A 12568-nucleotide genomic window follows, 5' to 3' on the forward strand; every position below is an offset into this window, starting at 1 on the left:
TGGCGCGGTCGCAGGACCGGCGCCCGGGCTATTCGCGCAGGGCGCAGTACGGGATTTTCACCGGCTACGTGATCGCCATTCTTGGCGTCGTAGCAGGTCTTGCCGTGCTCGCCGTGTCGCTGATCAATCCTGACGCCTTCTCGTTCGCCCGAAGCGCCGCTGCCGAAGTCGCAAGACCGGTGGGGCGTGCCGGTGCCGAAAGCCGCTTTGCCGGGCAAGGTGTGTTTGCGGCTATCGGGGCCTATTTCAAGGCAGGTCAGCAAAACGCCGAGCTTCGCCGCGAAGTGGAAGCTGCACGCGCCAATGCCGTTTCAATGCAAGCGCTGGAGGGAGAGAACCGTCGCCTCAAGGCGCTTCTGGGCATCATCGATCCGGCGCGCAAACCCGTGGCGACTGCACACCTTATCGGATCAACCGGATCAAGTACGCGCCGTTACGCAGTGATCGATGCCGGTAGCACACAGGGCATCGTTCCGGGACAGCCCGTCCGCGCTGCTTCAGGATTGATCGGGCGCGTGATCGAAACTGGCCCCCGCACCGCACGGGTGTTGCTGGTGACCGATCCCGATAACGTGGTGCCCGTGCGCCGCGCAAGCGACGGGCTATCTGCCTTTGTGCAAGGCGCATCCGATGGCCGTATCGATATTCGCCTGATCAACATGGGCGTCAACCCGCTCAAAAAAGGCGATGTCTTCGTGACATCCGGTTCGGGCGGTCTCTATCCGCCGGGCATTCCCGTGGCAGTGGCAACATCGCCGCATCGCGACGGCGCAACCGGACACCTCGCCGCCGATCCTGCCGATAACGTCTATGTCGTTGTCGAACAGGCCTTCAGCGCACAGGCTCGGGCCGATCTTGAACGCATTGTCGAGGATGGCGCGAAAGCTGCCGCGGAAGAGCCGTGAATTTCGATCGATTTGTACCGTCGCCCGAAGAGCTCGTGCGCAAGCGGATCAACCGCGCGCCCTTGCCCGCGCTTGCGCTTGGCTTGCCGTGGGTCACAATCATGCTGACCTCAATGGCCAGCTTTTCGCCCGTTATCGCATCGGCCCCGGTGGTCCCTCCTTTGGCCTACATGATGTTGCTGGCATGGCGCATGATGCGCCCCGGCATGTTGCCGATATGGGCGGGACTGCCGCTGGGATTTTTTGATGATCTCTATTCAGGCCAGGCCTTTGGATCAGGCATAGTGTTGTGGTCCGCCACTATGCTTGCGATGGAACTGGTAGACGAACGGTTCTTGTGGCGCGGTTTCGTGCAGGACTGGATGGCGGCTAGCGGACTGATCGCGATCTATCTCGTGCTTTGCGCAATATTGTCCGGCATTGCCACGGGCTACCCGCTGCCGCTGGTCGTAGGCCCACAATTGCTGCTTTCGTTGGCACTTTATCCTGCGATCACCAGCGTTGTTGCGCTGCTTGATCGGCTTCGCCTCCTCCCGCTGAAAAGGCTCTGAGGGCAATGGCGAAGCTGCCGATGACGTCGGCCATTCTCAGCAACCGGTTCGAACGACGGACCTTTGTGCTAGGTTCGCTGCAGGCAGGTGTCGGAACCCTACTGGCAACCCGATTGGGCTACCTCGCTGTAGCGCAGAACGAAAAGTACCAGGCGGCGTCGGAAAGCAATCGCGTCAACCTTACGCTGATCCCGCCGCGCCGGGGGTGGGTGCTGGACCGCTTCGGAAAGGCCCTTGCCTCCAACCGCGCGGACTTCCGCGTCGATCTCATCCCGGATCGGGTGGTTGACCCGGACAGGACAATGGAAACGCTGGCCGGACTGCTTTCCCTTCCGCCCGACAAAGTCCGCGACATTCGCGACAAACTGGACAAGGCGCGCGGATTTCAGCCAGTCGAAGTCGCAGCCAGCCTCGATTGGGACAAGTTTGCGGCGGTTTCGGTACGACTGCCAGAACTTCCGGGCGTCATCCCGCAGCAGGGCTTTTCACGCTTCTACCCCTTCGGTGCCTCGGTTGGGCACATGGTCGGATATGTCGGCGCGGCATCGGCAGAGGACTACGAAAAAGAACGTAATCCGCTGCTCGTCACACCGGGATTCAAGATCGGCAAGGACGGGCTGGAAAAACACTTCGAAACACGTCTGCGTGGCGTTCCCGGCGCTCGCAGGGTCGAAGCCACAGCTTCGGGCCGGATCGTTCGCGACCTCGGCACGCGCGAAGATGTGCCTGGCAAGCCTATTCAGTTGACGATCAATGCAGGCCTGCAAGACTACGCGGCAAGGCGTATCGGACTGGAATCCGGTTCGGTTGTCGTCATGGATTGCGAAACGGGCGACATCCTTGCGATGGCGTCCATGCCCAGCTTCGATCCGAACAGCTTTTCAGATGGTATTGGACGCATCGAATGGAAGATGCTGTCCGAAGACGATCATGTTCCCCTGCGCAACAAGGTGCTGCGCGGCCTGTACCCGCCGGGTTCTACGGTCAAGCCGATGATCGCCATGTCGTTTCTGGAAGCAGGGCTGGATCCTTCGGCCAGCGTGGGTTGCGGCGGCGGTTTACGCGTGGGCAACCGTGTGTTCCACTGCTGGAACCGGCGCGGTCACGGCTCGGTGGATATGGCCAAGGCGATCTATCAATCGTGCGACGTCTATTTCTACCATTTCGCGCAAAAGATCGGGATGGACAAGATCGCCGCGATGGCACGGCGTCTGGGTATGGGGCAGGAATTTCCCATGCCCTATCCGGGTCAATCCTACGGCACAGTTCCTGATCCCGCGTGGAAGTTGAAGAAGTATGGCAAGGAATGGGCCGTTTACGACACTGTGAACGCAACCATCGGCCAAGGCTACATGCTGTCCAACCCGCTGCAACAGGCGGTGATGGCATCGCGCATCGCATCCGGGCGGCAGGTGATGCCCCGACTTCTACTTGATCGAAACGCGCCGCCTCCGCCGTCAATGGGCTTCCGGCAGGATCACCTCGATTACGTTCACGCAGCGATGAGCGAAGTGGTGAATGGGCGCGGCACTGCTGGGCGCGCAAAATTGCCAGTGGATGTGCTGATGGCGGGCAAGACCGGCACGGCGCAAGTCGTCGGCCTGAACATCGCCAACGGCAAAAGCGGGCAATGGAAATATCGTGACCACGGCCATTTCATCGCCTTTGCCCCATTCGACAAACCCAAGTTTGCCTGTGCCGTGGTGATCGAACATGGTGGTGGGTCCAGCGCCGCCTACCCCATCGCGCGCGATGTGATGACCTATATCTTCGACCCGGCCAAGGCGATGGAAGTCCTCGACGGGTTCGAGAAGCAGTGGGGCGGCAACGTGCAGCAACGCATGACATCACGCTACGATGCCTTCGCGGCCAAATACGGCGCTTCGGCCCCCAAGCCCGTGCCGAACGATGAGGAAGTCACCGAGCGGGTAGAGGAAGGCCGCAAGCCTAGCGAGCCTACCACGGCACAAACCGATGCCGCATCGCCGAGGCCCGAACCTGAAGCCCCTGCACCGGATCAGGTGCCTGCGCCTGCAGCAGCAACCCCTGCCGCCACGACCGGAGGACAGTAATGCCACGCGCATATGTTCCCGCCACAATCGCTCGCCAACCCTGGAGCGTACTGCTGCCATTGATGGCGCTGGTCGGCTTCGGGTCGGCCGTGCTCGATTCAGCAGCAGGGGGCCGATTCGATGTCTGGGCCATGTCGCATCTGGTACGGTTCTGTGTTTTTCTGATCATGGCGATGGTAATTGCCCGCCTGCCGCAGGATCTGTTCCGCAAGATGGCGCTACCAGCATACGCCTTGCTGTGCGTGCTGTTGATGCTGGTCGAACTCATCGGCGGAATCGGTGGCGGTAGCCAGCGCTGGCTCAATCTGGGCTTCATGACCCTGCAGCCGTCTGAACTGATGAAGCCCGGCATCGTGCTGGTTCTGGCCTGGTTTTATTCCGTTCTGCCCGTGGGCGAAACGCAAAGCTGGCGGGCGTTGGCGCCAGCGGCAGTCTTGCTCGGGATTCCGGCAGGACTGGTCATGTTGCAACCTGATCTGGGCACTGGCCTTGCCATTACCTTTGGTGCCGTCGTCGTGATGTTCATGGCCGGCCTGCCGCTGCGCTGGTTCCTGGGAGCCGGCGCCGCTGGACTCGTAATTGCGCCGCTCGCCTTCTTCACGCTTCTGCATGACTATCAGCGAAAGCGTGTACTGGTGTTCCTCGACCCTGAAAACGATCCTTTGGGATCGGGCTATCACATAACGCAATCGAAAATCGCGATCGGGTCGGGCGGGCTCATCGGCAAGGGCTTCGGAAACGGATCACAAAGCCACCTGAATTACCTTCCCGAATCGCACACTGATTTTGTGTTCGCCACAATGGCCGAAGAATGGGGCATGTTGGGTGGGCTGTTCGTTCTGATCGTGTTCGGCCTGATTTTCCGCTGGGGCCTCAAGGTCTCGCTCGCAGCGCCAGACCGGTTCTCACGCCTGCTGGCCAGCGGGATGACGATGACCATCTTCTTCTACATGTGCATCAATCTGATGATGGTCATGGGCCTCGCTCCGGTTGTCGGCATCCCGCTACCGTGGATGAGCCACGGCGGTTCCTCAATGATGACCAACATGATCTGCATCGGCACAATCATGGCTGTAGAGCGCTGGAGCCGCAGCGGCCCAAAAGGCCTTTCGTAAAAGTGCAATTTGGGGCTTGGCAGCGCCGATAAAATCGCTATTGGGGCGGCTCCCGAACGGGAATGCCTGATGGCATGGACGCATAGCTCAGTTGGTAGAGCAGCTGACTCTTAATCAGCGGGTCCTAGGTTCGAGCCCTAGTGCGTCCACCACCGCCACTTCCCGCCGCCACCAATGCGGATCCTGTCGGGCATGGACGCATAGCTCAGTTGGTAGAGCAGCTGACTCTTAATCAGCGGGTCCTTGGTTCGAGCCCAAGTGCGTCCACCATTATTCATCCCACTGCAGTTTCAGCATAAACAACCTGATGGAATGGCCAATTCCGTGCAGGCTGCCGGATGCCTAGCATTCTGTTATCCTAGACAACGGGAGAGCATGGATGGAGCGGGTGACCCTGTGGGGCTGGATTGACTTTGACGGCAAAGATGCGGCGGACGTTGTGCGAGGTGGCGCGCAGTTCATCCTGCCGACATACGAAGAGCGTGGTTGCATTCACTACGTTTGGAATGCCGATCCGCTCAAGCCGTCGCGGATATGGGTTTACGAAGAATGGGAAGACGTCGGCGCACTGGCCGCGCATCTCGCAGGGCCGCTATACCGCAGCATGGCAAACTATCTTGTCGAGGCCGGGATGACGGGCGCGGAAGTGGACAAATACAAGGTTGTCGCCAAGCAGCCGGTCTATGATGGCAGCGGGTTACCGCAGGCAGAGTTCAGCTAAAAAGATGCGCCGGAACCCGAAAGTCCCGGCGCGCAGTGTTTCGCGTCTGGTTGACGTCGAAATATTCTAGAACTTGAACCCTGCAGCCACGCCGTAGCGGCGGGGTTCAAGCGTGAAGATGTTGGTGAAATTGCCCGATGACTGATCGGTGATGTATAGGCCGGTAATCGGGTTCGAATTGCCGACGTTCTGAATGAACCCACGCAGGAACCACTTGTTTTCCGGCCCATCCAACTGAATCTGGGCGTTGACCTGCGTATAGCTTGGAATGCGGTTGATATTGCCGTTGAAGATGCTGCCCGTGGACGTGCCGGTCATGATGAAGTCGGCACGCGGCGTCAGGGTCAACCCACCAAGCGGGATGGCGTATTCAGCCCCGCCCGACACCTTCACGTTTGGTGCACCCGGCAACTGATTGTCCTTGATGTTCACGGGAATGCCCGATGTGAACACCTGAACCCCGCCGAACGGCGCGCCGCCACCGGTAGCAGCAGCAACGCCTTCAAGAGCCGCACAGATACTGTAGGCCCCGGTCGAAGCGATGCCGCTGTTGGCGCCGAACGAAGTGGTGGGGCGCAGTCCGGCGCCTGCAGCAACGCCGGGAATTGCCCCAGCGTTGATCTGGGCGTTGACCGTGTTCACAAAGGCGTTGACGCCCGCGACACTGCCTGAGGTAGAGGCAACGGCGCAGTTGGCGGCGTTGGTGATGTCCTTGATGATCACCGCATCCGAACGGCCCGCACCGAAGTCACGCGGGTTCGCAAGGAACTTGTCCTGCGAAACCTTGGTATTCAGGTAGCTGGCAGAGACATTCACCGTCATGCCGCGCACAGGCCGCATGACAGCTTCGGCTTCGAGGCCCCAGATATTCGCATTCACATTATCGTTCACCGAAGTGCGCGCGACGATACGGGAAAGCTGCAGGCCCTTGTACTTGTAGTAGAAGCCGGTGAGGTTCAGCGTCAGGCCGCCGAACTGGTTCTTCGTACCGATTTCGAAAGCGTCGATGAATTCGGGCGCGAACGATTCCGGCACTGTGAAGATCGGCGAAAGCGGCGGGTTGATGCCCCCCGACTTGTAGCCACGCGAGTAGGACAGATAGACAAGGTTGTCCGGCGTGATCTGGAAATCCAGAACCGCACGCCCGGTGATTTCCTTGAACTGGGCATTGCGGTTCTGGAAAAGCTGATTCCCGGCGAGGCTTGGATCCGCATCGAAACTGCCCACGAAAGGCGAACTGAACACATCAGCGGTCCCGAACGGCGTCAGGAAGTTCGCCAGGGTCGTTCGTGCTCGAATCTTCTTGTCGTCGTTATTGTAACGCAGGCCCAGCGTCAGCTTCACCCGGTCGTCGAACTTGTAGTAGGCTTCACCGAAAATGCCGTAGCTCTTGATGTCGAGCTGGTCGGAATTGTTGCGGAAGAACGGCGTCGCCAGATACGACGGTGGAGCACCGGCACCGAGAGCCGAAAACGCCCCCACTACGCCCGTGAAATAATCGAGGCCGAACGAGTTCACATAGTAGCTGTTTTCGCTGAGCGAATAATCGCTGTAGATACCGCCCAGCAGGAAGTTGAACTTGCCGTCCCAGTCAGAACTGAAGATCGCTTCAGCCGACCAGCTCTTGTTGTATTGCACCGAACGGTCGAAATCGAGCGGGGTCATGCCGCAAACGCGGTTCCCGCCAAACACGCCGGTACCCGATTCAACCGGTGCAGAAGTGCAGATCACACCTGCGGGGCCATTGGGCATGAGCGCCGCTGCAACAGGGCCGAGATAGCGCTGCAACCCTGCCCCCAGCAAGCCCGCCTGCGCAGCCGCCAGCGTGTTGAGCGAGGGCTGGATCAGCGAGCGGCTCTGGACCGAGTTGTTATAGTCTTGGCTCGAGTCAACTTTCACATCCTGATAGTTGCCCGTCAGCTTGAGGTTGAGGCCGCCTCCAAGTTCCTGATCCCAGGAACCCACAACGATGAGTTCCTCGGTAAAGTAGCTAGGCTTGGTATCAGTGTTGACGACGCGCGGGTCGGCTGGGTTAACCGCCCCGGAATAGGTGTCCGTTCCGTAAATGCTGCCCGAGGCAAACGCGGTGGGCAGCCCCCGGATTGCAAAGAATTCACGCGACCCCAAAATGGCAGCAAGCGTCGAGTTTCCGTTGGTGGTCCCATAAGGCAGGTTCGCATTGAGACAGCCGAGAATGCCGGTCGGATCAGGCTGACAGACCTGCTTCTGGATGCGCATACGGTTGTCGCGCTCATGGAAATACTGCGCCATGAGATCGATCGTGGTGCCCGTGCCCGGTTCGAACCGCAGCGAACCGCGAACGCTGTACATGTTGCGATCGTCGATGCGGGAATTGTCGAACAGGTTCTTGGTGTACCCCTCACGGTTCAGGTAGAAACCAGCAAGACGAACACCCAGAGTGTCGCCGATCGGCAGGTTGACCATGCCGCGCACACGTACTGAATCGTAGTTGCCATATTCTGCATCGCCCGAAGCGCCGAACCCACTGAGGTCTGGCTTTGCGGTGATCAGGTCGACCACGCCCGAGGTGGCGTTACGACCGAACAGCGTTCCCTGCGGCCCACGCAGGACCTGCACTTGCGCCAGATCGTAAAATTCTCCTTCGAACAGGCGTGTGGCAAACAGCGGCGAGTCATTGAGATGGATCGCGGTTGCCTGATCGCAGGTCACGCCAACACAAAGGTCACCGATGCCGCGAATGGTAAAGCTTGATGAGGTGAAGTTCGTCTTGGTGAACGTGATGTTGGGCAATGAGAGTTGCAGATCCAGCGTATTGCGGATCTGTTGCTTGTCCAGAGCTTCAGGCGAGAAGGCGCTGACCGCGATCGGCACATCCTGCAGGCGTTGCGCCTGACGCTGCGCCGTCACGATGATCTCTTCCAGGCCGAAATTGTTATCGGCAGTTTGCGGTGCTTCCTGCGCGAAAACTGGTGCGGAAACGGCGGCGACACATACGCCAGCCAGCAGGGAAAGCTTGCCCCTCATAGCTCAGACCTCTCTCTCCAGCGGTGCCCGTCATTTGTTGCGAGCTACCTGAGACACAGGACATAACGGGGCGGAATCTTTGTCAACCGGATAATTAAAAATAGGGGTTTCCGTAAGGGAAGGACGTTGCAATTGCGACCATTATGGCAAGGATTGCATGAAAATGCATGACATCATGATGTGATGCGCAAACTTGCATAGCACCGCACACTGTGAGAATGCCGAATCACCACCCCCTGCTGACCCTCGCCATTGGCAGAATTCTGCGACTCGATTGTCGTGGCAATGTGTCGGGATGGACGGTAGGGCGACCCATTAACGACGCATAGAATGCGTGCGCATCATCATCTTCTTATTGAGGACCGAAACTCATGGCCAAGTTCCTGATCGTCGAAGCCCGTTTCTATGACCATATGAACGACATGCTGGTGGAGGGCGCAAAGGCGGCAATCAAGGCAGCCGGACACAAGGCCGAAGTCATCACCGTACCCGGCGCACTGGAAATTCCGGGAGCGATAGCGCTGGCCGATCAGTCGGGCGACTATGAAGGCTACGTGGCGATCGGCGTCGTCATTCGCGGCGAAACCTACCACTTCGAGATCGTAGCCGGTGAAAGTGCGCGCGGAATCATGGCACTCACGATGGACGGCATGGCCATTGGCAATGGCATCCTTACCGTCGAGAACGAAGCGCAAGCCATCGTTCGCGCCGACCCCAAGCAGAAGGACAAGGGCGGCGAAGCGGCAAAGGCAGCGCTTGCCCTGCTCGCCTTGCGTGAGCGTTGGGCGTAAGCGCTGGGCCTGATCTTTAAAGCCCGAGTCTCAATCGTGGGGCCTCAGCCCGGATCATCATATCCTTTGAGGCCCCACGGCGCGTAAGGGCCGATCACAAGCTGTTCAAAGCCGCCAATGCCGACCTCGCCGTCACTGGTCGTAACGCGCGAGATGATCTGGACGTGCAAATTTTCAAGCGTCGGTGCCATCGGATCAAGATCGGCAAGGGCGAAATCCTCACGCTCCACGGCAAGCGCGCCGTGGTAAAGGCCGTGCCCCCACTTCGGACTGGTATATCCCAACCCGCGCATCTGGAACCGGACTATCGGTTCAAATAGCAGCGTCAGCGGTCCTTCGGGACGCTGGATCGAAAGCTCCCCGCTTGCAGGCCAGCGCGTGCCCGCCTGCATTGGCGACTGCATTGAGGCGGCCGGTGTTTCGTAGAAACCATCATGATCAGCGCCATCTGGCGCGATGACCGCACGGGTATTCCACGGCGCGCCGTGGCGATCGGCGTTGATGTGAAAGAACAGCGAGCGGGAGGGCAGGTTGACCGGGGTCCACTGCCAGAAGAATGACGAGACTACGCCGTGCCCATGTGGCTGAGCGTCAGAAGCGCCCACCGGCCGCACCCCCCAGCTTCGGTCGCGCGTACCGACGGTACCAAGCGCCAGATCCTGACGATCCCCGTCCACCTCTATCCAACCGGAGTAGTGGCCATTCTGCGTCAGGCGCGTGTAGTCCATGAAAGTGCGCGGACCGATGCGGTAGGTAAATCGCGGTTCCTCGATCGGGAAAGCTCGCCCCGTGAACGTCAGATCGGCGGACAGCCCTTCCCCGTTAACGCGGACTCGCAAGGTCTTGAGGGGTTCGATCACCTCGATCGAAATCGGACCAACCGACAGGTCAAGGCGCTCCATACCCAATTCACGTGAGGCATGAAGATTGTACTGCTTCCCATTACGAATACAGGAGAAATGCGCATCAGCAACATTGAGATGCGGGTAAATCCCAAGGGCAATCGCGAAGAACCCCGATCCATCGGGGGCATAGCCGTTGAAGAAATAACGGTCGTAAAAATTGCGGTCGGTTCCGGCATAGGCGACTGGCTCAGGCGTCTGGTGCAACGGAAAGTCATCACCCTTGGTCAACATCAGGCGTGCTCCATCCGGCGCTTCAGTGCGCCAAGGCTATCGTGTTCCAGGGCAAGCTCGCAGGCCCCTTCGGCCATCGAGAGGAAGTTGGCATCGCCCCTGCCGGTGCGGACGACGAAAGCCGCGCTGAAAACTGCGGTGGATACACCGTGAAGTGCAGCGATGCGGTAATCGTCCCACACTTCATCGCGCGTCAGCATTACCCCGCGCCGGGACATTTCGGCGCAATAGAGGTCAAGCAGCGCCCGTTCGTTCGGTCGCCGAAGCGCAGAGCCGATGCCGCAGCCAAGAAAATATCCGATGTCTGTCAGGTTGCAGCCAACCGCGCAGGTCTGCCAATCGACCAGTGCAATCGGCTCTGCACCGCCGCGAATATCGAATAGCATGTTGTCGAGCCGAAAATCACCGTGAAGCAGGCTACGCCGCCGGTGCGTGCGATCAAACCAGAGATCGAGATTGTCGTTCAAACCTTCACAAACAACCATGAGTTCAGCTGGTAAGTCTTTGGAATATCGTTCCCGAAAGATAGCTTGCGCTTGTGGGTAGAGCGCCCGCAAAGTGGCAATCGCCTGTGGATCGGGCCTTAGCCATTCAGCCTCAAGCAGCGGGCTTTCAACGGTCGGTGCATGAAGGGCGGCCGCTTGCCGCATAGCATCCTGCGCCTGCGCCAGTGTGCACCCCGCGAGCTGATTACCGGCAACACAAGGGCCGAGATCCTCGAACAGCAGGACGAAATCGCACTGGTTATCATCCAGCATTGCCGCATAAGTGTGCGGCACGCGCATGGCAATGTGTGCAGCAGCCTGTTGATAAAACAGCACTTCCTTGCGATAGAGCGAAAACGCCGTGGCGGTCTGGCGACTGGTGGCATCGGCCGACGGAAACTTTGCGGCCAGCGTGCGCGGCGCTTGTGCAGCGTCGCCTGAATAGCGCAGCGTAAACCGGGCGGTATCGCCCACTTGCCCCGTTCCGATGGCCTCCCACTCGAACGACGCAATGCGCGCATCGCCCAGAACACCCGATTTATCGAGTTGCGCCTCGATCCACGCTGCATCCACGTCGCTTGGGCGCGTCGGAAAATCTGCCATGTCCTTCTCTCCCGAACGCAGGCTGGCAGAGCGGCACACACTTGGGAAGTGCGTTTCAATTGACCGTTTAAATCAGGTAAGACGGAACGGTGCCGCAATGTGTCGGTTGATCTGCAGTTCATTGCCGGAAGTGGAGCAAAACATGAACGGCGTTCTCGAGTGGTTTGCGGCAATAGGCACCATAATCGCGGCAGGGTTGGTTGCGCTTGATGCGGGCCGCCGCGCGACCGGTTGGGGGTTTGTGCTATTCGTCTTTGTATCAATCGCCTGGATCGTTTCAGGAATAAAGAATAGTGCTTCATCGGTCGCCATTCAGAACAGCGCATTGCTGTTGGTGAATGGATGGGGGGTATGGCGCTATCTTTTGAATCCAGAACGGAGTCAGATCAAAGCCGATACACCATAGTCTGCTCCAATTCGGCGGCACAATATCCGATGCAGAGGTTATTCATCCGCACCATTCCGCTGATAACCAACAATTTTTATATCATACGCTGCCGCAATATAAGGCTATTTACTTAGGACATGCCCGAATGGCCCAATCAACGCTATTGATTGATCCCATCTGCACAGACCGAACCTTCACCGGTCCCGTACACTGCAACAGGGGGTTGCCAACGGATGGGCAAGGATCAACTTCGCGCAAAGGCCAGACGCCTGATCGCCGCCGCCAACGAATTGCTCGCCATCGCGCACGAACTTGAGGCCAGCGATGGTGATGGGCGCAGCGATGAATTTGCCAGCAATCACAACATAAAAGACAGTCCGGTATGGGCCGAAATTGCCCGTTCGACCTATCGCGACCGCCGTCGCCGGGGGAATATTTTCGCAGACCCCGCACTGTTCGGGGAACCCGCGTGGGACATCCTGCTCGACCTTTTTATCGCAGCGAAGGAACGCAAACGCTTACCCGTAACCAGCGCCTGCATCGGCGCGGCTGTTCCGGCGACTACAGCGCTGCGCTGGCTGACCGTGCTTGAAGAAAAAGGCTTGATCATTCGAGAGAACGACATGAACGATGCACGCCGCGTCTTCGTTCGGCTTTCGACCGAGGGTTACGAAAAGATGGTGGCCTACTTTTCAGAAGTGTCAGGCGATATGCGCAGCGATGAAGAAATCGGCTCCCCCGCCTTGCGCACGGCACAATAACCCACGGATTGCAGACAATCAAAGGGCGGCGGCT

At 59.0% G+C, this 12568-nt stretch carries 11 protein-coding genes and 2 tRNA genes; 10 read left to right on the forward strand and 3 right to left on the reverse strand.

Annotated elements, in window-relative coordinates:
- From mreC to ACOVQ0_RS07240, 7 genes are all read left to right on the forward strand, one after another.
- Positions 1-905 (forward strand): rod shape-determining protein MreC (gene mreC, locus ACOVQ0_RS07210; protein WP_421882146.1); only part of this gene is annotated, 905 nt, incomplete at its 5' end.
- Positions 902-1456: a rod shape-determining protein MreD gene (locus ACOVQ0_RS07215; RefSeq protein WP_421882149.1), complete on the forward strand. Its 555-nt coding sequence runs from the start codon at positions 902-904 to the stop codon at positions 1454-1456. The genes mreC and ACOVQ0_RS07215, both read left to right, overlap by 4 nt.
- A gap of 5 nt (positions 1457-1461) precedes the next feature.
- Entirely contained in the window at positions 1462-3528 is a 2067-nt protein-coding gene (mrdA, locus tag ACOVQ0_RS07220; RefSeq protein ID WP_421882152.1) for a penicillin-binding protein 2, read from the forward strand.
- Complete coding sequence (gene rodA / locus ACOVQ0_RS07225) at positions 3528-4643, forward strand: rod shape-determining protein RodA (protein WP_421882154.1); 1116 nt, start codon at positions 3528-3530, stop codon at positions 4641-4643. Before mrdA ends, rodA begins: the two co-directional genes overlap by 1 nt.
- Positions 4644-4719: 76 nt before the next feature.
- Positions 4720-4795 (forward strand) — tRNA-Lys (locus ACOVQ0_RS07230).
- 42 nt (positions 4796-4837) lie between these two features.
- A tRNA-Lys gene (locus ACOVQ0_RS07235) sits at positions 4838-4913 on the forward strand.
- 109 nt (positions 4914-5022) lie between these two features.
- Positions 5023-5364, forward strand: a complete 342-nt coding sequence (locus ACOVQ0_RS07240; protein ID WP_421882157.1) for a putative quinol monooxygenase — start codon at positions 5023-5025, stop codon at positions 5362-5364.
- A gap of 66 nt (positions 5365-5430) precedes the next feature.
- Here ACOVQ0_RS07240 and ACOVQ0_RS07245 read toward each other — a convergent pair whose 3' ends face one another.
- Positions 5431-8370 carry a TonB-dependent receptor gene (locus ACOVQ0_RS07245; RefSeq protein ID WP_421882161.1) on the reverse strand — a complete coding sequence of 980 codons (2940 nt, stop codon included), beginning with the start codon at positions 8368-8370 and terminating at the stop codon, positions 5431-5433.
- Positions 8371-8741: 371 nt separating this feature from the next.
- On the opposite strand from ACOVQ0_RS07245, the gene ribH reads away from it, so the two are divergent.
- Positions 8742-9161: a 6,7-dimethyl-8-ribityllumazine synthase gene (gene ribH, locus ACOVQ0_RS07250; RefSeq protein WP_421882164.1), complete on the forward strand. Its 420-nt coding sequence runs from the start codon at positions 8742-8744 to the stop codon at positions 9159-9161.
- Positions 9162-9205: 44 nt separating this feature from the next.
- On the opposite strand, the gene ACOVQ0_RS07255 is transcribed toward ribH, so the two are convergent.
- Both ACOVQ0_RS07255 and ACOVQ0_RS07260 read right to left on the reverse strand, forming a co-directional pair.
- Entirely contained in the window at positions 9206-10297 is a 1092-nt protein-coding gene (locus ACOVQ0_RS07255; RefSeq protein WP_421882168.1) for a hypothetical protein, read from the reverse strand.
- The gene (locus ACOVQ0_RS07260) at positions 10297-11385 is read right to left on the reverse strand and encodes a phosphotransferase family protein (RefSeq protein ID WP_421882171.1); all 1089 of its coding nucleotides are present in this window, start codon (positions 11383-11385) and stop codon (positions 10297-10299) included. Before ACOVQ0_RS07260 ends, ACOVQ0_RS07255 begins: the two co-directional genes overlap by 1 nt.
- Positions 11386-11527: 142 nt before the next feature.
- On the opposite strand from ACOVQ0_RS07260, the gene ACOVQ0_RS07265 reads away from it, so the two are divergent.
- Both ACOVQ0_RS07265 and ACOVQ0_RS07270 read left to right on the forward strand, forming a co-directional pair.
- Entirely contained in the window at positions 11528-11791 is a 264-nt protein-coding gene (locus ACOVQ0_RS07265) for a hypothetical protein (protein WP_421882175.1), read from the forward strand.
- Positions 11792-12006: 215 nt separating this feature from the next.
- Entirely contained in the window at positions 12007-12534 is a 528-nt protein-coding gene (locus ACOVQ0_RS07270) for a MarR family transcriptional regulator (RefSeq protein WP_421882178.1), read from the forward strand.
- Positions 12535-12568: the final 34 nt, after the last annotated feature.

The sequence above is a fragment of the Novosphingobium sp. genome, from assembly GCF_049240505.1.
Taxonomy (GTDB): Bacteria; Pseudomonadota; Alphaproteobacteria; order Sphingomonadales; family Sphingomonadaceae; genus Novosphingobium.

Coding starts and splice junctions, on each gene's coding strand:
- rodA (WP_421882154.1), top strand. CDS start 3,528: ATGCCACGCGCATATGTTCCCGCCACAATCGCTCGCCAACCCTGGAGC.
- mrdA (WP_421882152.1), top strand. CDS start 1,462: ATGGCGAAGCTGCCGATGACGTCGGCCATTCTCAGCAACCGGTTCGAA.
- ACOVQ0_RS07240 (WP_421882157.1), top strand. CDS start 5,023: ATGGAGCGGGTGACCCTGTGGGGCTGGATTGACTTTGACGGCAAAGAT.
- ACOVQ0_RS07270 (WP_421882178.1), top strand. CDS start 12,007: ATGGGCAAGGATCAACTTCGCGCAAAGGCCAGACGCCTGATCGCCGCC.
- ACOVQ0_RS07260 (WP_421882171.1), bottom strand. CDS start 11,385: ATGGCAGATTTTCCGACGCGCCCAAGCGACGTGGATGCAGCGTGGATC.
- ACOVQ0_RS07265 (WP_421882175.1), top strand. CDS start 11,528: ATGAACGGCGTTCTCGAGTGGTTTGCGGCAATAGGCACCATAATCGCG.
- ACOVQ0_RS07255 (WP_421882168.1), bottom strand. CDS start 10,297: ATGTTGACCAAGGGTGATGACTTTCCGTTGCACCAGACGCCTGAGCCA.
- ribH (WP_421882164.1), top strand. CDS start 8,742: ATGGCCAAGTTCCTGATCGTCGAAGCCCGTTTCTATGACCATATGAAC.
- ACOVQ0_RS07245 (WP_421882161.1), bottom strand. CDS start 8,370: ATGAGGGGCAAGCTTTCCCTGCTGGCTGGCGTATGTGTCGCCGCCGTT.